This is a genomic window from Nocardia sp. NBC_00508, from assembly GCF_036346875.1.
In the GTDB taxonomy this organism is placed as follows: domain Bacteria; phylum Actinomycetota; class Actinomycetes; order Mycobacteriales; family Mycobacteriaceae; genus Nocardia.
This window is the reverse complement of the sequence record NZ_CP107852.1, coordinates 5,805,880-5,824,810: the sequence shown is the minus strand read 5'-3', so window position 1 is coordinate 5,824,810 and position 18,931 is coordinate 5,805,880. Positions and strand designations below refer to the sequence as shown.

16 protein-coding genes are annotated in these 18,931 nt (G+C 69.6%); 7 read left to right on the top strand and 9 right to left on the bottom strand.

What is annotated here, in order from left to right; all coding sequences use genetic code 11:
• Window positions 1–58 precede the first annotated feature (58 nt).
• The 3 genes from OHA40_RS26020 to rimP form a co-directional block, all read right to left on the bottom strand.
• Window positions 59–391 carry a YlxR family protein gene (locus OHA40_RS26020; RefSeq protein WP_330229490.1) on the bottom strand — a complete coding sequence of 111 codons (333 nt, stop codon included), beginning with the start codon at window positions 389–391 and terminating at the stop codon, window positions 59–61.
• Between the two features lie 122 nt (window positions 392–513).
• Window positions 514–1,545, bottom strand: coding sequence for a transcription termination factor NusA (gene nusA / locus OHA40_RS26015; RefSeq protein WP_330229489.1), 1,032 nt, complete (start codon window positions 1,543–1,545; stop codon window positions 514–516).
• Entirely contained in the window at window positions 1,542–2,216 is a 675-nt protein-coding gene (gene rimP, locus OHA40_RS26010; protein ID WP_330229488.1) for a ribosome maturation factor RimP, read from the bottom strand. Before rimP ends, nusA begins: the two co-directional genes overlap by 4 nt.
• Before the next feature lie 93 nt (window positions 2,217–2,309).
• Here rimP and OHA40_RS26005 point away from each other — a divergent pair, with 93 nt between their 5' ends.
• Window positions 2,310–2,975 carry a hypothetical protein gene (locus OHA40_RS26005; RefSeq protein ID WP_330229487.1) on the top strand — a complete coding sequence of 222 codons (666 nt, stop codon included), beginning with the start codon at window positions 2,310–2,312 and terminating at the stop codon, window positions 2,973–2,975.
• Complete coding sequence (locus OHA40_RS26000) at window positions 2,972–3,406, top strand: ferritin-like domain-containing protein (RefSeq protein ID WP_330229486.1); 435 nt, start codon at window positions 2,972–2,974, stop codon at window positions 3,404–3,406. Before OHA40_RS26005 ends, OHA40_RS26000 begins: the two co-directional genes overlap by 4 nt.
• A 151-nt stretch (window positions 3,407–3,557) precedes the next feature.
• On the opposite strand, the gene OHA40_RS25995 is transcribed toward OHA40_RS26000, so the two are convergent.
• Both OHA40_RS25995 and OHA40_RS25990 read right to left on the bottom strand, forming a co-directional pair.
• Window positions 3,558–5,309 carry an acyl-CoA dehydrogenase family protein gene (locus OHA40_RS25995; protein ID WP_330229485.1) on the bottom strand — a complete coding sequence of 584 codons (1,752 nt, stop codon included), beginning with the start codon at window positions 5,307–5,309 and terminating at the stop codon, window positions 3,558–3,560.
• 79 nt (window positions 5,310–5,388) lie between these two features.
• The gene (locus tag OHA40_RS25990) at window positions 5,389–7,149 is read right to left on the bottom strand and encodes a proline--tRNA ligase (protein ID WP_330229484.1); all 1,761 of its coding nucleotides are present in this window, start codon (window positions 7,147–7,149) and stop codon (window positions 5,389–5,391) included.
• Between the two features lie 58 nt (window positions 7,150–7,207).
• Here OHA40_RS25990 and yaaA point away from each other — a divergent pair, with 58 nt between their 5' ends.
• Entirely contained in the window at window positions 7,208–7,951 is a 744-nt protein-coding gene (gene yaaA, locus OHA40_RS25985; protein ID WP_330234378.1) for a peroxide stress protein YaaA, read from the top strand.
• A 225-nt stretch (window positions 7,952–8,176) separates the two neighbouring features.
• Here the strand turns inward: yaaA and OHA40_RS25980 are convergent, their stop codons facing one another.
• Window positions 8,177–9,778, bottom strand: a complete 1,602-nt coding sequence (locus OHA40_RS25980; protein WP_330229483.1) for a PucR family transcriptional regulator — start codon at window positions 9,776–9,778, stop codon at window positions 8,177–8,179.
• Between the two features lie 163 nt (window positions 9,779–9,941).
• Between OHA40_RS25980 and OHA40_RS25975 the strand changes: the two genes are divergently transcribed.
• The 3 genes from OHA40_RS25975 (at window position 9,942) to OHA40_RS25965 (ending at window position 13,321) form a co-directional block, all read left to right on the top strand.
• Window positions 9,942–11,432 carry a CoA-acylating methylmalonate-semialdehyde dehydrogenase gene (locus OHA40_RS25975; protein WP_330229482.1) on the top strand — a complete coding sequence of 497 codons (1,491 nt, stop codon included), beginning with the start codon at window positions 9,942–9,944 and terminating at the stop codon, window positions 11,430–11,432.
• Window positions 11,433–11,463: 31 nt separating this feature from the next.
• Complete coding sequence (locus tag OHA40_RS25970) at window positions 11,464–12,828, top strand: aspartate aminotransferase family protein (RefSeq protein WP_330229481.1); 1,365 nt, start codon at window positions 11,464–11,466, stop codon at window positions 12,826–12,828.
• A 79-nt stretch (window positions 12,829–12,907) separates the two neighbouring features.
• A complete protein-coding gene (locus OHA40_RS25965; RefSeq protein WP_330229480.1) occupies window positions 12,908–13,321 on the top strand; it encodes a PPOX class F420-dependent oxidoreductase in 414 nt (137 codons plus the stop codon).
• A 474-nt stretch (window positions 13,322–13,795) separates the two neighbouring features.
• Here the strand turns inward: OHA40_RS25965 and OHA40_RS25960 are convergent, their stop codons facing one another.
• Window positions 13,796–15,256 carry an MFS transporter gene (locus OHA40_RS25960; protein WP_330229479.1) on the bottom strand — a complete coding sequence of 487 codons (1,461 nt, stop codon included), beginning with the start codon at window positions 15,254–15,256 and terminating at the stop codon, window positions 13,796–13,798.
• A gap of 133 nt (window positions 15,257–15,389) precedes the next feature.
• Window positions 15,390–16,664, bottom strand: coding sequence for a uroporphyrinogen-III C-methyltransferase (cobA, locus tag OHA40_RS25955; protein WP_330229478.1), 1,275 nt, complete (start codon window positions 16,662–16,664; stop codon window positions 15,390–15,392).
• A gap of 380 nt (window positions 16,665–17,044) precedes the next feature.
• Between cobA and OHA40_RS25950 the strand changes: the two genes are divergently transcribed.
• Complete coding sequence (locus OHA40_RS25950) at window positions 17,045–17,515, top strand: nucleoside deaminase (RefSeq protein ID WP_330229477.1); 471 nt, start codon at window positions 17,045–17,047, stop codon at window positions 17,513–17,515.
• Window positions 17,516–17,534: 19 nt separating this feature from the next.
• Here the strand turns inward: OHA40_RS25950 and OHA40_RS25945 are convergent, their stop codons facing one another.
• Complete coding sequence (locus OHA40_RS25945; protein ID WP_330229476.1) at window positions 17,535–18,896, bottom strand: DoxX family protein; 1,362 nt, start codon at window positions 18,894–18,896, stop codon at window positions 17,535–17,537.
• Window positions 18,897–18,931: the final 35 nt, after the last annotated feature.

Below are 18,931 nucleotides of genomic sequence, written 5' to 3'. Positions count from 1 at the left end.
CCCGCACGACCTCGGGTTATCTCCGATGGACGTTCATCGTTGGTACTTCACGGTGTGCTCATGAGTGCTCGTGCCTGTTCTCGAGGTAATGCTCCAGGGCTGAGATATCCAGATGTCCGGACACTCGTAGTGCTCTGCCGATGGCTCGGCGCCGTTCTGCCGTGCTCAGACAAGCGGAAAGGGGGTGCAGCCAGGCACCCCGTCCGGGAAGTCTGCGCCGCGGATCGGGAACGATCTCGATGACGTGGGAGCCGTCTCCGTTCTCCCGGTCCCGAGCCACGATCCGCAACAGATCGACGGCCAGTTCTCGCTTTCGGCACCCGATACACGTCCGCACGGGAGCGGCCCGGCGCCGGGGCGCCGCGTGCTGCTCGGTGGTGCGGTCGGTCATTAGTGCCGAAGGCTCGGACTGAACCTTGGACCACTCTACCGCTGCCACGCTCGGAACGCCGAACCCCTCCCCCGCGGAAGTTACGAACATGTCATCCCGAGCACTCCGCGGGCGGGTTCCGGTCAACTGCGGTGCGCCTCCGTTCGAACCGATCCGCCGCCCATATCGGGCGCCGCGTCGCTGCGGATATCGATGCGCCAGCCGGTAAGTCGCGCGGCCAGGCGGGCATTCTGCCCCTCTTTGCCGATGGCCAGCGAGAGCTGGAAGTCGGGTACCACCACGCGGGCCGCGCGCGCTTCCGGGTCGACGATAGTGACCGAAACCACTTTCGACGGCGAGAGCGCGTTGCCGACGAACGTCGCCGGGTCGTCGGCGTGATCGATGATGTCGATCTTCTCGCCGGCCAGTTCGCTCATCACGTTGCGCACGCGCTGCCCCATCGGGCCGATACAGGCGCCCTTCGCGTTGACGCCGGGCACGGTGGTGCGCACGGCGATCTTGGAGCGGTGCCCCGCCTCTCGCGCGACGGCGACGATCTCCACCGAGCCGTCGGCGATCTCGGGCACCTCCAGCGCGAACAGCCGCCGCACCAGGTTCGGGTGGGTGCGCGACAACGTGATCTGGGGTCCGCGCGGACCGCGGGAGACGCCGACGACGTAGCACTTGATCCGGTCGCCGTGCTCATAGGTCTCGCCCGGCACCTGTTCGGCGGGTGGGATCAGTCCCTCCGCGCCGTGCAACTCGCTGCCGATGCGCACGACGACGGTGCCGCGTGCGTTGGCGCGCGCGTCGCGCTGCACCACGCCGCCGACGATGTCGCCCTCATGGGTGGAGAACTCGCCGAAGGACTTCTCGTTCTCCGCGTCCCGCAGCCGCTGCAGCACCACCTGCCTGGCGGTGGTCGCCGCGATCCGGCCGAATCCCTCCGGGGTGTCGTCCCATTCGGAGAGCACGTTGCCGTCGACGTCCACCTCGCGCGCCATCACGCGGACCACGCCGGTCCGCTGGTTGATGTCGATCCGCGCGTTGGGCTGATGGCCCTCCGTGTGGCGGTATGCGGTGAGCAGCGCCGACTCGATCGCGGAGATCACGGTCTCGATCGAGATCCCCTTGTCGGCGACGATCGCGCGCAGGGCTTCGATTTCGATGTTCATTCCACGATCCCTTCGGTCGGCGAATCGGACGCTGTTACTGATTCCTGTCGTGCATTCGGTGTTCCTCGAGCGGGACTGCTCGCCGCCACGCCGGCGACCGCCACCCCGTCTTCCCGACCCGGATCCGGTCGCCCCGGAACGACTCCGCCGGCGAGTGCCAGCTCCCGCGCGCCGGGCGGGGAGAACTCGACCTGGACGACGGCGCTGGCGATGTCGGCGAGCGGGACCGTCACCCGGTGCGGGTCGCGTTTGCCGCCGAGCACCAGCGCCACCGCATCGCGGGTGAGCGCGCCGACCCTGGCTTCGAAGGTCGCAGACTTCTCCGGCGGCTGCGCGCCGTCGCGCAGTGCGACGCGCACCTTCCGCCCCCGGGCGCGGTGCCAGTGCCGGTCGGCGGTCAGCGGGCGATCGATGCCCGGCGTCGTCACTTCCAGCAAGTAGGGCGTCTCGCCGAAATCTCCCGCGTCGTCCAGCAGCGCCGACAGATCCGCGCTGAGCGTGGCGATCGCGTCCAGATCGGACGCGTCGCTGTCCACGGTCACCTGGACCCGAGCCTGCGCGTCCGCGCGCTTGCCCGCCGTCGAGATCTCGACGCCCTCGAGGTCGAATCCTCGGCGCTCGACGAGACCAGCTACGAGCTGGCTCACCCTTTCCTCGGTCGGCATCGGCATGTGGGCGGCTCCTGGTTCAGTTGTGACGCGGCGGGAAATTTCTCTACCGAAGGTCTAGCGTAACGCGCCACGAGAGTGTAAAGGACCAGCGGTATGAGGAGTACGCACGCCACGGCCGACGCCGCGGCCGGTGGCGTACCGCGAATCTGGCACGATGGTGCCGTGCCCATCCGCCTTCCCGCCCCGCCGCGTGCCGGGTGCATTTCCGGCATTCCCTCCGACCGGCGCGAGTCCCGTCTCGGCGCCCTGGATCGTCGCAGCGCGCTACGCCTCGCAGGCGGAGGAACGGTCGGCATCCTCGTCCTCGGCGCGCTGGCGGGCTGCACCGAAGAGGACCCGGTCCACGAACCGGATCCGCTTGCCGCACAGGAGATTCTGGCTCGCGCCGACGCCGCCGCGGCGACCGCGGCCATCGCCACCGCACCGGAGCGGCACGCCGCGCTGAGCACGGTGGCGGCCGAGCGCACCGCGCACGCCGATGCCCTGCGCACCGAGATCGACCGCGTGATCGGCGTCTACGCCGACGGCACCACGCCGGTGCACCGCACCCGCGCCAACGGATCGGGCCCGTCCGCCGTGGCGGCGGGCAGCGCCGTTCCGCCCACCGCGCCGCCGAGCATCGACGCGCTGCGCGCACAACTCGCCGCATCGCAGAAATCGGCCGCCGACCTGGCCCGCGCCCTGTCCGGATACCGGGCCGGCCTGCTCGCCTCGATCAGCGCCGCCTGCGCGGCTCAGGCGGGGGTGTTGCTGGTATGACCGAGTCCGAACGCCGAGCGCTGCTGGACGCGCTGAACGCCGAGCACGGCGCGGTGTATGCCTACGGCGTGATCGCCGCGCACGCCTCGCCCGAGCGCACCAGGCTGATCGCCGAGCACACCGCCGCTCACCGCGCCCGGCGCGACACCACCGCCGACGCGCTCGCCGCGGACGGCGCGACGGTGCCGCCACCCGGCGCCGGCTATACCGTGCCGTTCCCGGTCACCGACCCGATCTCGGCCGCCCGGCTGGCCACGACGGTCGAGTCCGACACCGCGATCGCGTGGCGGGCGGTGGTCGAGCGCGGTGCGTCCGCGACCGTCCGCCGCACGGGTGTCGACGCGCTCACCGACGCCGCTGTCCGGCTGGCCACCTGGCAGTCGATCCTCGGCGCCAATCCGCCGACCGTCGCGTTCCCCGGCAAAGCCTGACCGTGCTCGGTGACAACGTCCAGCCGTACGCGCCGGATTCGGCGCGCTCCGCCCCGCGCCGGCGCGATCGATGCCGGACATACCAACCTGCCCGCCCCGGACGGCGGCCCGGTATCGATTCCGTGCCGCCGTCCAGCTCGAAACACCCTGCCTACGGCCGCATCTCGTAGGCGCCGTCGTGGGACACCGCCTCGGCCCACACCCGGTCGAACCGCGGACGGTCGGCGACCGGCGGCCGCAGGGCTGCCGCGGCCCAGCCCTGCTGCTCCGGGGTGGCCGACGGCTTGCCGTACAGCGCGGTGGCGTAGGCGTTGAAATCGCGGATCTGGAAGTCGAAGATCTGGTCGATCAGGTCACGGTCCAGACCGGTGATCGCGGCCTGTTCCAGGATCAGCTGGCCGTAGACCACCAGCGAGAACAGGTGGCCGATGGTCAGCATGAAGTCCAGGTCCTTCTGCTGCTCGGCGTCGGGTGCCGCGGTGGTCAACAGCGTGCGCAGCGCCTGCGCCTGCTCGTAGAACCGGCTGACGTTGGGGATGTCGGCGTGCTTGTCGTAGATCGGCGTCCAGTCCGCGAACTGCACCTTGCCCGCGCCCCGCGCCGGGCCCTGCCGCCAGAAGAACGCGTCGTCGGCAGCGTCCTGCCTGGTCCCGATCTCCGGGTAATCCGCAGGATTGAACAGGTAGTTGGGCATGAACTTCAGGATCTGCCCGACGTTCACGTGCACCGTGCCCTCCAACCGGGGCAGGGTGTTGATCAGCCGCTGCACCTCCGCGAAGTAGGTGTTCTTCTCGAACCCCTTGGCGGCCAGCACGTCCAGCAGCAGCGTCATGACGGTCTCGCCCTCGGAGGTCACCTTGGACTTCGTCATCGGGTTGAACAGCAGATAGCGCCGGTCCTCCAGGCTCGCGCTGCGGAAGTAGTCGACGGCTCGGTCGCTGAACAGCTTCATCGCGAGGATGCGCGCGTAGGCGTCGACGAAGTTCGTGCGCACGTGCGGGAAATCGGTGACCGGGTTGCCGTAGAGGATGCGGTTGTTCGCGTGCGTGATCGCCTCGTAGAAGGAGTGCTCGACCATGCCGATGCCGCCGTGGCAGAGATTGAACTTGCCCACGTTGACGGTGTTCAGCGCCGCGGAGAACGCCTCGGGGCCGGTGTGCAGGATGTCCTCGGCGCGCACCGGGTAGTTCTCCAAGCGGAACGTGCTGACGTACATCTGCTGGTGCACGACATTGCCGAGCAGGCGATAGTTCTCGTGGCGGGAGTCGGCGGCGAACCAGACGTAGGCGTCGGCGCCCTCCAGGTCGGCGCGACGAGAGAACACCGACACCATGCTGGCCACGTTGCCGTTGCCGATGTAGTACTTCTCGCCGTTGGCGCGGAAGAGGATTCCGGCTTCGGCGTCCGCGCTGCCGGGCTTGGTCGGGGTGAGCACCAGGTCGGTGTTGTAGATGTCGGCGCCGTGCGTCTGCTCGGACAGACCGAACGCCATCACCTCACCCGCGGAAAGATCGGCGGCCGCACGCTTCTTGGCGTCCTCGTTGTCGCTCTGCCAGATCGGGCCGAGACCGAGGATGGTCACCTGCTCGGCGTACCAGTACGCCAGACCGTAGAAGCCGAAGATCTCGGACAACGCCGCGTTGCGGGCCGCGTCCCAGCGACGGCCCGGGTCGCCATCGGCGTAGGCGGCGGGAGTGAGGAAGGTGGCGAACAGCTTCTCCTTCCGCACGAAGTCGAGGAAGTCGGCAGTCCACACCGCGTTCGCGTCGTCGGCGAGCAGACGCTGCTTGCCCCGCCCCTCGAACCACTCGATCGTGGCACGCAACAGTCGCCGCGTCTCGGCGTCGAACTGCTGCGGATCATAGGTGGCGGGGTTGAACAACCGCGCGTCTGTGTTTGCCATGCCGGTTAACTTACCAGCGGGTAATCGCAGCGTGGACCAGCTCCACGGATCTACAACCAGCAAATTCAGGCTACGACGGCTAGGCGGGGGAGACTTTCGCCACCACCGCGTCCACCGCCGCGGCAGCGGGGAGTTCTTCGGTCTCGCCGGTGAATCGGTCACGCAGTTCGACCTTGCCCTCGGCCCAGCCACGGCCGATCACCAGGACCAGCGGCATACCGAGCAGTTCGGCGTCCTTGAACTTCACGCCCGGCGAGGCGGTGCGATCGTCGAAGAGCACGTCCAGGCCTTGTGCGTGCAGTCCGGACACCACCTCTTCGGCGCCCGCGCGGGCCGCCTCGTCCTTGTTCGCGATGACGACGTGCACGTCGTAGGGCGCGACCGCGGCGGGCCAGCGCAGCCCCTTCTCGTCGTGCTGCTGTTCGGCGATCACCGCGACCATGCGCGAGACACCGATGCCGTAGGAGCCCATGGTCAGCCGGACCGGCTTGCCGTTCTCGCCCAGCACATCGACCTCGAACGCATCGGTGTACTTGTTGCCGAGCTGGAAGATATGGCCGATCTCGATGCCGCGCGCCGACACCAGCGGGCCGCGCCCGTCCGGCGAGGGGTCGCCGTCGCGGACCTCGGCGGCCTCGATGGTGCCGTCGGGCGTGAAGTCGCGGCCTGCGACCAGGCCGACGACGTGCTTGCCCGGTTCGTCGGCGCCGGTGATCCAGCTCGTCCCGGTGCCGACGCGGGGATCGACCAGATAGCGAACACCGTTGGCCTGCAATGCCTTCGGGCCGATGTAGCCCTTCACCAGGAACGGATTCTCGGCGAAATCGGCATCGGTGAGCAGCTCCACCTCGGCCGGTTCGACCGAGGCACCGAGCCTCTTGTCGTCCACCTCGCGGTCACCGGGGACGCCGATGCCGATGATCTCGGTCTTCCCGTCCGGGTGGCGCAGCTTGACCATGACGTTCTTCAACGTGTCGGCCGCGGTGACCGGGCGGCCGTACCGCTCCGCAAGCCCTGCGCTGTTGGCCCAGTCGACCAGCGTCGCGATGGTGGGGGTGGCCGGGGTGTCGTGCACGACGGCGGCGGGCCGGCCCTCGATGGGCAGCGGCTCGGGAGCAGCCGTTACCACCGCCTCGACATTGGCCGCGTAGCCCGATTCCAGGCAGCGCACGTAGGTGTCCTCGCCGACGGGACTGTCGGCCAGGAACTCCTCCGACGCGCTGCCGCCCATCGCGCCCGAGGTGGCCGCGACGATGACGTACTCGACCCGCAGCCGGTCGAAGATGCGCTGGTAGGCCTCACGGTGCGCGTCGTAGCTCGCCTTCAGCCCGTCCTCGTCCAGGTCGAAGGAGTAGGAGTCCTTCATGACGAACTCGCGCCCGCGCAGGATGCCCGCGCGAGGGCGTTCCTCGTCGCGGTATTTGTCCTGGATCTGGTACAGCATGACCGGAAGGTCCTTGTAGGAGCTGTACTCGCCCTTCACGGTGAGCGCGAAGAGCTCCTCGTGGGTCGGGCCGAGCAGGTAGTCCGCGCCCTTGCGGTCACGCAGCCGGAACAGGGCTTCGCCGTACTCGGTCCACCGGTTGGTGGTCTCGTACGGGTCGCGCGGTAGCAGCGCGGGGAGCGAGATCTCCTGGGCGCCGATCGCGTCCATCTCCTCGCGCACCACGTCCTCGACCTTGCGCAGCACGCGCAGGCCCAGCGGCAGCCACGAGTAGACACCCGGGGCAACGCGGCGCACGTAGCCGGCACGGACCAAGAGTTTGTGGCTGGGCACCTCCGCGTCGGCGGGGTCGTCGCGCAGGGTTCGCAGGAAGAGGCGGGAGAGGCGGGTGATCACGGAAGCACAGGGTAGTCGCTGGCCGGACGCTGGTCCCAGCGCATTACCGTATTCGTTCGTGCTGGTGCTGCTGCCTCCTTCCGAAACCAAGTCCGACGGCGGCGCCGGAGCGCCTCTCGCGCTGGACGCGCTGGCGATGCCGCAGCTCACGGCGCTGCGTGCGCGGCTGATCGAGGAAGTGATGCGCTTGGCGGCCGACCCGGAGCGCTCCCGAGCGGCGCTGGGGCTCGGCAAGGGCGGCGACGGCGAGATCGCCAGGAACGCGGCGCTGCGCACGTCCCCGACTCGCCCCGCGCTGGAGCGCTACACCGGCGTCCTCTATGACGCGCTCGACGCGCGCTCGTTCACCAAAATCCAACGAGCCAAGGCGTATGCCCGGCTCGGCATCGGCTCGGCCCTGTTCGGCGCGGTCCGCGCGGGTGACCCGATTCCCGCCTACCGGCTCTCCGGCGGCTCCAAACTGCCCGGCCTGCCCACTCTTTCGGCCCTATGGCGCGACGAGCTGGCCGCCGCGCTGCACGCCGAGGCCGCGGGCGAGCTCGTCGTCGATCTGCGCTCGGGCACCTATCAGCAGCTGGGGCGGGTTCCGGGCGCGATCACCGCGAACGTTCTCACCGAGCATCCGGACGGCTCGCGCACGGTGGTGAGTCATTTCAACAAGCACCACAAGGGCCTGCTCGCTCGCGCCCTCGTGCTCACCCGGGCCGAGCCGACCGACGTCCGCGGGGTGGCGCGGGTGGCGGCGAAAGCCGGGTTGCGGACCGAGATCGCCTCGCCTACCGAGCTTTTGATCATCACCTGAGTGCGTCTGGTTATCCCGTCGGAGCAGTGAGCGCGGACAACTCAGCGGCGAGATCGGCCCGTGCCGCCGACTCGTACCGATGTCGCGCGGGCGACGCGCGGAACAGATAGTGCTGCTCGGCGAGCTTCCGCAGTACCCCGTCCGGGACGTGCCGATTCCGCACGCACCCCCTTGTGAACATGGCGTAGCGGGGCGTGTCGGCGGCGAGGATCGCCGAGTCCGTGGTCAGGATGACCGCTCGGCAGCGCCCGTCGTCAGGTCGCGGATCAGCAGGGCGGTGTGCAACGAGGTGCGGGATTCGCCGTCGTCGAGGTCGACGTCGAGGATGCGTTCGATGCGAGCGAGCCGGTCGTAGAGCGTCGGGCGGCTGATATTGAGCCTGCGGGCGAGTTCGGTCTTGTTGCCCGCCAGGTCGAGGAACTGCCGCAGGGTGCGGGTCAGGTCGGCGTCGTGGCGGATGTCGTAGCGCAGCAGGGCGCTCAGCTCGGTCTCGGCGAACCGCTGCACGCCCGGCTCGCCGCGGATCAGCGACAGCAGTCCGCGCAAGCGCACGTCGCCAGTGCGATAAAACGGCCGCGGCGCCGAGCTTCCCAGCGACAGCGCGACTTCCGCCACGTGCGCGGCATGCGCGAGCCCGTACGCGGTGTCCAGCAGCGAGTCCGACACCGCACCCGCGCCGATCACCACCCGCCGCACGCCGTCGACCCGGTGAACCTCACCGAGGATCGTGGTGCAGGCGGCGGCGAGCGCCTCGTCCGGATCAGCGGCCCGCGGCAGCGCGAGGATCAGCGACACCCGGTCCCCCTGCTCGGCCGCCACCAGCGCGGTTGTCTTCGCCAAGCCGAGCCCGTGCGTCACGGCGTCCATGATGCCCACGGCGCGGCGCTGCCACGCGACCGGATCGGATTCGGTCGTCACGGCGACGTCGACCGCCAGCGGGACGTAGGCGGCCCGGCGGGCCAAGCCGAGCGCGGCAGAGCGAGCGAGTGCGTCGCGCTCGTCCAGCCTGCCGTTGACCAGGTCGTCGATCAGTCCCGTCTGCGCTTGCCGGTGCAGACCGAAGCGGTCCTTCTCGATCATGCGGTGCAGTGTCAGCGTCTGGGCGGCGCGCTCGAGCACCATGCGCGCCCGCTCGCTCGGCACGCCGTCTGCGCGCAGGAGCAACCGTCCCCACCGCTGCGTGTGCGGGCCCACCGCGACCGCGTTCCAGTTGTGCGGCAACAGACGCGAGGTGGTCTCCCAGTTCTCCAGTAGCGCCGAGGTGGACGTGTGGCGCGCCGACAGCGCGAGCACCCGGTGCGCCAGGTCCTCCAGCACCACCGGCGCGTCGAGCATGGTCGCCGCGGTCTGCACGATCTCGGCCAGCGCGGCGCGGCGCACACTGAGCTCGGTGAACGTCTCGTGCACGGTGCGCGCGAACTCCAGCTCCGCGTATTGGTCGGCGACGATCACCCGGTGCACGGCCTCGGTGATCTCCACGAACCGGGTCACCCGGCGCAGCGCGATCAATGGAAGCCCCAGTGCGTCGGCCGTCGAAGCAACGGCGGGCGACAGCGCGCGCACGTACCCGCCGAGTTCGACGATCAGCCCGGCCACTCCGGCGGCGGCCAGGGTGGTCAGGTACTCCGCCGTCGCCGCGTCGCCGTGACTCATGGCTTGTCCGGTGGTCAGGATCAGCTCGCCGCCGACCAGCAGGTGCGCCACGTCGGCCAGCTCGCTGACGTGCACCCAGCGCACCGGCCGCGCCAGCGATCCCCCGCCGACCACCTCGGGTTCGCCGGAGCTCACCACCGGCATCGCCAACACGTCGGCAACAGAGGGAAGCACCCGACGAATCGTAATACCGAATGCGAAATGGCGTACAAATCGTCGGCCCATCGGGAAGGCTGTATACCGGACAGTGGTAGTCGTGCCGCCTACGCACCCGGTCGCCGCGGGCACGGGGAATGCTGGCGGCCTCGCCGATGCTCACCGACCGAATCGAGGAGACATGCAGACCATCGCGCACTGGCTCGACGGCAAGACCTTCGCGGGCACCAGCCAGAACACGGCGCCGGTCACCAATCCGGCGACCGGCGCGGTGACCGGGCAGGTCGCGCTGGCGAACGTCGCCGACACCCGCGCCGCGATCGACTCGGCCGCGGCGGCTTTCCCGGCCTGGCGGGACACCTCGCTGGCCCGGCGCACCCAGATCCTGTTCCGTTTCCGGGAACTGCTGAACGAGCGCAAGGAGGAACTCGCGCGGCTGATCACCGCCGAGCACGGCAAGGTGGTCGCCGACGCGATGGGCGAGGTGAGCCGCGGGCTCGAGGTCGTCGAGTTCGCCTGCGGCATACCGCATCTGCTCCAAGGCGGCTACACCGAGAACGCCTCGACCAAGGTGGACGTCTTCTCCATCCGCCAGCCGCTCGGCCCGGTCGCGATCATCTCGCCGTTCAACTTTCCCGCGATGGTGCCGATGTGGTTCTTCCCGATCGCCATCGCCGCGGGCAACACGGTAGTGCTCAAGCCGAGCGAGAAGGACCCCTCCGCCGCGCTGTGGCTGGCGGAACTGTGGGCCGAGGCCGAGCTGCCCGCGGGTGTTTTCACCGTGCTGCAGGGCGACAAGGTCGCGGTCGACGAACTGCTGGACAACCCGGGCATCAAAGCCGTCTCGTTCGTCGGCTCCACCCCGATCGCCCGGTACGTCTACCAGCGCGGCACCGCCGCGGGCAAGCGGGTGCAGGCGCTCGGCGGCGCGAAGAACCACATGGTGGTGCTGCCCGACGCGGATCTGGATCTCGCCGCCGACGCGGCGGTGAACGCCGGGTTCGGCTCCGCGGGCGAGCGTTGCATGGCGATCAGCGTGGTGGTCGCGGTGGGCGGCGCGGCCGACGAACTGGTCGGCAAGATCGCCGAACGGGCCGCGACGATCAGAACCGGCGACGGCACCCGCGGCGCCGACATGGGCCCGCTGGTCACCAGCGCGCACCGCGACCGGGTCGCCGACTATATCGCCGCGGGCGAAACCGCCGGGGCCACCGTGGTTCTCGACGGCCGCGGCGTCGCAGCCGACGGCGCGGCCGACGGTTTCTGGCTCGGGCCGACGATTCTCGACCATGTCGGCGCCGACATGAGCGTCTACACCGACGAGATCTTCGGACCGGTGCTGTCGGTCGTGCGGGTCGGCAGCTACGACGACGCCCTCGCGCTGATCAACGCCAACCCCTATGGCAATGGCACCGCCATCTTCACCAACGACGGCGGCGCAGCCCGCCGCTTCCACAACGAGGTGGAAGTCGGGATGGTCGGCATCAACGTCCCGATCCCGGTGCCCATGTCCTACTACAGTTTCGGTGGCTGGAAGAACTCGCTGTTCGGCGACGCGCACGCGCACGGCGCCGACGGCGTGCGGTTCTTCACCCGCGGCAAGGCCGTCACCACGCGCTGGCTCGACCCCAGCCACGGCGGGCTGAACCTCGGCTTCCCGCAGAACAAATAGGTAACGCCCAGTGACGCAGGAGAACTAGCCGATGACCCTTCCGAACGGGCTGTCCCTCGACGAGGCCCGCACCGCGGCCGCCCTGGCCTCCGAGCTCGACCGCAGACATGTCTTCCACTCCTGGTCCGCGCAGGCGCACCGGGATCCGATGACGATCACCGCGGCGTCGGGTTGCTACGTGTGGGACGGCGACGGCAACCGGCTGCTCGACTTCTCGTCCCAGATGGTGAACACCAACATCGGTCACCAGCATCCGAAAGTCGTCGCGGCGGTGCAGGAGCAGGCGGCCAAGCTGTGCACGATCGCGCCGCAGCACGTCAACGACGCCCGCTCGGAGGCCGCGCGCCTGATCGCCGAGCGCACCCCCGGTGACCTCGACCGGATCTTCTTCACCAACGGTGGCGCCGACGCCGTCGAGCACGCGGTGCGGATGGCCCGGCTGCACACCGGGCGCTACAAGGTGCTCGCGCGCTACCGCTCCTACCACGGCGGCACCGAGACCGCGATCAATCTGACCGGCGATCCACGCCGCTGGCCCAACGACCGCGGCAACAGCGGTGTGGTGCATTTCTTCGGGCCGTTCCTGTACCGCACCCAGTTCCACGCGACCACCGAGGCCGAAGAGACCGAGCGCGCGCTCGCTCATCTCCGGCAGACCATCGCGTTCGAGGGTCCGGAAACGATCGCGGCGATCGTCCTCGAATCCGTCCCCGGCACCGCGGGCATCATGGTTCCGCCGCCCGGGTATCTGGCCGGGGTGCGAGCGCTGTGCGACGAGTACGGGATCGTGTTCATCGCCGACGAGGTGATGTGCGGCTTCGGGCGCGCCGGAAAATGGTTCGCCATCGAGCATTTCGAGGTCGTGCCGGATCTGCTCACCTTCGCCAAGGGCGTGAACTCCGGATACGTGCCGCTGGGCGGAGTCGCGATCGGTCCGGCCATCGCCGCGACCTTCGACGACCGGCCCTATCCCGGCGGGCTCACGTATTCCGGGCATCCGTTGGCCACGGCCGCGGCGGTCGCCACCATCACCGCGATGCGCGACGAGCGGATCGTGGAGAACGCCGCCGACATCGGCGCCCGTGTGCTCGGCCCCGGCCTGCGCGAACTCGCGCGGCGGCATCCCAGTGTCGGCGAGGTGCGCGGAGCGGGTGTGTTCTGGGCGCTCGAACTGGTCCGAGACCGGACCAGCCGGGAGCCGCTGGCCCCGTACGGTGGGTCGAGCCCGGCGATGGGCGAAGTGGTCGCGGCGTGCCGCGCGGCTGGGCTGCTGCTGTTCGTGAACTTCCATCGCCTGCACGTCGTCCCGCCGTGCGTGATCACCGAGGCCGAGGCGAAGGAAGGTCTGGCGATCCTCGACCACGCGTTGGAGTCGGCGGACCGGCACACCGTCTGAACCGCAAAGCTTTCGACGATCCGGTGGACGCCCGGCGAAGGCGGGAATGCCCTGCTGCGCCGGGTTGTTCGCACAGAGCGTGACCAGTACCGCCGCGCTTTCCGATGACCTGAAGAAGTACCTGGACGAGGAGCGAGTGTTCGCCACGGCCGCCACGATCGGGCCGAACGGGCAACCGCACCTGACCGTGATCTGGCTGAAGCGCGACGGCGAAGACCTGCTCTTCTCCACCACGACCGACCGCCAGCAGGCTAAGAACCTCGCCCGCGACCCGCGGATCACCGTGCTGATCAATCCGCCGGACAGCCCCTATGTCTATGCGGAAATCCGGGGCAACGCGGCGATCAGTCCGGATCCGGAAAAGACGCTGCCCAACGAACTCTCGCTGAAGTACACCGGCAAGAAATACGCTGATTTCAACCCGGCTTCTGTAAACGACGGACCGCGCATCATCGTGCGCGTGACACCGCGTCGCGTGGCAGGGCGATTCTGACCGGCCGCTGGCAAGCCGCAACTAGCCCGTCGAGCTGACACCTTTGGCCCGGCGCCGAACCTTGCTTGCCTGGAGGCTTCAGCCGACCGGCGGACACCTGGTTCTGCAATGACCACCCACGCAACCGCATCGGCCCACCCTTGCTTTCGAGCAAAGCGAGACCGAGCATTCCCCGTTCGCGGCCCGGCTCGCATCCGAGCGGCCGCCGCGTCCGCGACGAAATGGACCAGCGGCAGACACCCAGCCGCTAGCGATCAAGTGCGGCACACCCTTGACGCCGCAGTCGCCGACCCACGCAACCACTCGGCCCAACCCCCGATTCCGAGCGCAGCGAGACCGAGCATTCCCCGTTCGCGGCCCGGCTCGCGTCCGAGCGGCCGCCGCGTCCGCGACGAAGTCGCCAGCGGCGGCCGCTCGGACGCGAGCCATAAGGGGGCCGCGAACACGCCGCGCCCGCGCGGCAAAAAACACAGCTCAGGCCTGTTGGGCCTCTTCTTGGGCGTGCTGCGCCTTCGCCAATTGCTGCGGCGTGAACCGCAGCGTCAGCGCGACGAGTCCGGCCGCGAACGCGATGAGCGCGCAGACGAACAACACCAGCGTGTAGCCACTGCCCAGCGCGGTTATCTCGGCGGGCGTCATCGCGGCTACCTTGCCGGTGCGGCCGCCGAGCGACAGCGTGCGGGAGGCGGCGATCGGCGTGAGCAGGCCGACGAAGACGGGCGTCGCCAGATTCATGAACATCTGGCCGACCGCGGCCAACGGGCCGATATTGGCCGGTGGCACTCCGACCAGCACGCACAGCGGCGTGAGCACCATAGCCATGCCGACACCGAAGCCGATCACCGTCAGCAGGGGCAGCAGCGTAGCGAAGTACAGCACATCGCCGTCGAGAGTCGAACCGAACAGCAGCCCGACGCCGAGCACCGCGGCCGCCCCCGCGAGCAGCCAGCGCGGCGCGATGTACAGCGCAGCCTTGGACGCCACCGCGCCGCCGATGCCGATGCCGATGGTGAACGGAATGGCTGCCACGCCCGCCTTGAGCGGACCGTAACCGATCACGTTCTGCATGAACTGCGCCACGAAGAAGGTCATCGCGCCCAGCACGCCACCGGCCAGGAAGATCAGCAGGAAGGTGGCGACGCGGTCGCGGCTGTCGAACAGCGACCAGGGCAGCAGCGGATCATCCACTCGCCGCTCCAGCGCCACGAAGACGACCAGCAGCACCACGCCCGCGATCAGCGAGCTGATGATGGCGGGGTGCCCCCACCCGATCTCCGGTCCCTCGGTGGCGCCGAACACGATGGACGCGCAGGCGAGGGTGCCGAGCACCGCGCCGGGCACATCCAGCGCCGATCGATGGTGCTCGGTGTCGGCGAGCTTGTAGGCGGCGCCGAGGATGATCAGCGCGCCGATCGGGACATTGATCAGGAAGATCCACCGCCACGACAGCTGGGTCAGCGCGCCGCCGACCACCAAACCGCCGACCGAACCGATGCCGACCATCGAGCCGACGATCGCGATCGCCTGATTGCGCGCCTTGCCCGGCGCGAACGTGGTGGCCACGAGGGCGAAGGCGGTCGGCGCCGCGACCGCCGCGCCCGCGCCCTGGAGGGCGCGCGCGCCGATCAGCATGGCTTGGTTCTGCGCGAGTCCGCACAGCAGCGAGGCGAACGTGAACAGCGCTACGCCGACGATCAGCATGCGCTTGCGGCCGAAGGCGTCGCCGAGCCTGCCGCCCAGGAGCATCAGGCCCGCGAAGGTGAGCCCGTAGGACGTCACCGTCCACGCGCTTCCCGCGCTGGTCAGCCCCATCTCTTCCTGCAGCCGCGGCAGCGCGAAGATCACGACCGTGCCGTCCAGCACGACCATGAGCTGCAACCCGCTCAGGACTAGGATCGCGAGCCCGAAGGCCCGCTGCGTCACTGGATACTGCATCGTCGCAGCGGGATTCCGAAGCACAGTGAGCCACTGTAATTGATGGCTCCACCGCCTCCCCCGCCCCACCACGTCGCGGCTGTCACGGCAGCTATCGATTCCTCCGGCTGGCGGTGTGCGTGGGCGTGCCGCGCTACCCGGCTGCGGAGTCGGCGTGCGAGGTGGCGGAGTCGGCCGAGAATCCGGCCGTCGGGCCGATCACCACGATGGCGGGTGGGCGGATGCCTTCCTCGCGGACCCGCGTGGCGACCGTGCCGAGGTCGGCGCGCAGCACGCGCTGGGTCCGCAGCGTGCCCTCCTGGATGACCGTGACGGGTGTGTCGGCCGGGCGGCCGCCGTCCAACAGCGCCGTGGCGAACTGTTCGATCCGTTCCACCGCCATCATCAGCACCAGGGTGCCGCGCAAACGGGCCAGCGCGGGCCAGTCGACCAGCGAGTCCGGATGGTCCGGCGCGACATGCCCGCTCACCACCACGAACTCGTGGGTCACACCGCGATGCGTCACCGGAATCCCCGCGGCGGCGGGCACCGCGATGGGGCTGGTGACCCCGGGCACCACCGTGACCGGAATCCCCGCCGCGACGCAGGCTTCCAGCTCCTCGTAGCCGCGCCCGAACACGTACGGGTCGCCACCCTTGAGCCGCACCACGAACTTGCCCGCCTTCGCGCCTTCGATGAGCGCGGTGTTGATCGCGTCCTGCGCCATCGCCCGCCCGTAGGGGATCTTCGCGGCGTCGACCACCTCGACCTCGGGTCCGAGCTCGGCGAGCAACTCCGGCGGAGCGAGCCGGTCGGCGACCACCAGATCCGCCCTGGCCAGCAGCCGCCGCCCGCGCACGGTGATCAGGTCGGGATCGCCCGGTCCGCCGCCGACCAGCGCGACGCCGGGTGTGATCGGCGTCGAGTCGTCGCTCACCACGCCGGATTGCAGGGCCTCGAGCAGCGCGGTGCGCACCGCCGCCGAGCGCCGGTGCTGTCCACGCGCCAGCACGCCGAGCGTCAGTCCGTCGTAGCGCGCGGTGGCCGGGGTGACCGCCGTGCCCAGCCGCGCCGTGTCGGCCCGCACGCAGAAGATCCGCCGCCGCGTCGCCTCGGCGACCACAGCGGCATTGGTCTCGGGCTCGTTGGTGCACGCGATCGCATACCAGGCGCCGTCGAGATCGCCGTCCGCGTAAGCGCGCAGCGCGACGGTGATCTGGCCCGACGTCGCCATGCCCTCGACCGCAGGCGTGATGGCGCGACTCACCACGTGCACATCCGCGCCGGAAGCGATCAGCAGGCCCAGCCTGCGCTGCGCCACCGTGCCCCCGCCGACCACGATGACGCGCCGTCCGCGCAGATCGAGCCCGACCAGGTAGTTCGGGTCGCCGGTGGGCTGGTCTTGCGTTGCGTCTGACGTGTTCGGCACAAGTTTCGAGCCTACGGCCTGACCGCGGGGTACCGGCAATCGACCGGCCACCCCTGCGGCGGTGTTTCGCGATCGCCGCGACCACGACCGAAAGACAGGTCGCCGCCTACCGGCGATAGGGCGCCTCCTAGACGCGAGCGACGACGCGGCATGGGCTCAGGCGGACGACAATGGATCCGGCATCGTGGATCTCGCGCGAGCAGCTGCGGCGCACGCCCCATCCAACCCGCTGTGACCTGCGACGACACACCGCAGCGACCGGGGCGGCGAGTGGCTCACGGGCGCCGGGTGGCATACGGTCGGTTTGTCCTTCACCCCGCCCGGATCCACCGGCGAACGCGATGTGGTGGCCGGGACCGACCGGCTTGGAAGGTGAACGTATGACACAGGTGACACCGGTACAGCAGCTACTAGACGTGGCCTACGAGGAAGCGCTCCACGGGCTCGCCCAGGGCGGGATCCCGATCGGCGCGGCTCTCTTCGACGCGGACGGCATCCTGCTCGGCCGCGGCCGCAATCGCCGGGTGCAGTCCGGCGATCCCAGCGTCCACGCCGAGACCGACGCCTTCCGCGCGGCCGGACGGCGGCGCGACTACCGCCGCACGATCATGGTCACCACGCTCTCGCCGTGCTGGTACTGCAGCGGCTTGATCCGCCAGTTCGGTATCGGCTCGGTGGTCGTCGGGGAATCGCAGACCTTCTCCGGCGGGCACGAGTGGCTCGCCGACCACGGTGTCGCGGTGACCGTCCTGCAGGACCGGCGCTGCGTCGACCTGATGGCCCGATTCATCGCCGAGCATCCCGCACTGTGGTACGAGGACATCGGCGCCGCCGACGAACTCGAGGCGTGACGACCGCCGCCCGCGCGGGTCAGCGGAAGTACGGATACTCCTGCACCCAGTGGAAGCCGCGGCTGCGCAACGGGAAATCGTCGAGGTTCACCGAGGTCAGCGCGATCGACACCGGCTGGTCGGCGATCGTGCCGGTCAGCGTCACACGCTCGGATGCGGGCCGGTCGTAGCCGAAGCTGCCCAGCAGGACCGGTTGCGCGTTCATGAGGCTCGGCGGCGCGAGCAGGGTGACGGTGCGAGCGTCGGAATCGACTATCGCGAGCACCGGAAGCAGCCGGCCGTCCATTCGCTGCACCGTGGCGTTGTCGCGATCGAAGACCACACGCTGCCAACGCATTTCGTCGGTGGTCAGCGGCGGCACCGGCTTGCCGTCCACACTGAACTCGGTCACCGCCCAGATGCCGTACAGCGGAGGTTCCGGCCGGCCCGCCCCCTGTTCGGTCCACCGGTCCCATCCGGTGTAGGCGTTGGAGAACAGCAACCACAGCCCGAGCGCGATCTGCGCCACAGCCGCGATTCGGTTGGCGCGCGGCGTCCGAAACAGCGGGGGCGTCCTCGACGAGCCGACCGGACGATCCAGCACCAGCACGTTCACCAGGCGCCTGGCCTCCGGCGCGAGCAGCACCAGGCACAGCAGCATCAAGTGGAACGACAGGATCTTCGCCGGTACGTCGTAGGTCATGTCCAGCACGAACACCTGGGTCGTGCACACCAGACTCAGCATCGCGCCCACCAGCGTGGTGCGCGGCACGAACAGCAGCGCACCGCCGAGCAGTTCCGCGCAGCCGAGCAGGATTTCGTACTGCGGCGACACCCCGATCTGGTTCCAGAGCACCGCCATGGGGCTGAAGTCCCCGTACGGCTGGATCAGCCGGCTCAGCGGCGTGGGCGGCATCTGCGTCGGGATGGCCTTGGCCATGCCGTAGGCCACCATCTGCCCGGCCAGGCACAACCGCAGGAACAGCAGGAGCCAGGGCTGCATCGCCCGGTAGTCCGGCCGTTGCCGATCCAGCACGCTCCAGATCAGGGTCCCGAGCACCGCGACCACCCCGACGACGAACACCAGCACCCAGAAGTAGGCCTGATCGCCGCTGATGGACGCCGTGTTCGCCGCGACGGAGGCGCCGAACACCTGCGTGCCGGTCCACTCGACGAGGGGCCGCAGCGCGCGGGCGGCCCCGTAATTCACCCAGTCGGGCAGCCACTGCCGGGCCAGGCCGAGGAACTCCGGCACGATCGCCGGATACACCAGGCAGAACAGGCCGAAGTACAGAAACCCGAAGCGGAACGCCAGTCGGGTGGCGCCGCTCCATGGCCGGGTACCGGGATCCACGGCGCTCGCGGCGCCGTCTGCCCGATCGAGGATCGCTTCCGCGGTCACGGCGGTCCTTCCAGTCCGAGTTGACGCAGACCGAA

Coding starts and splice junctions, on each gene's coding strand:
- OHA40_RS26000 (WP_330229486.1), top strand. CDS start 2,972: ATGACCGAGTCCGAACGCCGAGCGCTGCTGGACGCGCTGAACGCCGAG.
- OHA40_RS25960 (WP_330229479.1), bottom strand. CDS start 15,256: ATGCAGTATCCAGTGACGCAGCGGGCCTTCGGGCTCGCGATCCTAGTC.
- OHA40_RS25950 (WP_330229477.1), top strand. CDS start 17,045: ATGACACAGGTGACACCGGTACAGCAGCTACTAGACGTGGCCTACGAG.
- OHA40_RS26020 (WP_330229490.1), bottom strand. CDS start 391: ATGACCGACCGCACCACCGAGCAGCACGCGGCGCCCCGGCGCCGGGCC.
- OHA40_RS25975 (WP_330229482.1), top strand. CDS start 9,942: ATGCAGACCATCGCGCACTGGCTCGACGGCAAGACCTTCGCGGGCACC.
- OHA40_RS26005 (WP_330229487.1), top strand. CDS start 2,310: ATGAGGAGTACGCACGCCACGGCCGACGCCGCGGCCGGTGGCGTACCG.
- nusA (WP_330229489.1), bottom strand. CDS start 1,545: ATGAACATCGAAATCGAAGCCCTGCGCGCGATCGTCGCCGACAAGGGG.
- OHA40_RS25970 (WP_330229481.1), top strand. CDS start 11,464: ATGACCCTTCCGAACGGGCTGTCCCTCGACGAGGCCCGCACCGCGGCC.
- OHA40_RS25995 (WP_330229485.1), bottom strand. CDS start 5,309: ATGGCAAACACAGACGCGCGGTTGTTCAACCCCGCCACCTATGATCCG.
- rimP (WP_330229488.1), bottom strand. CDS start 2,216: ATGCCGATGCCGACCGAGGAAAGGGTGAGCCAGCTCGTAGCTGGTCTC.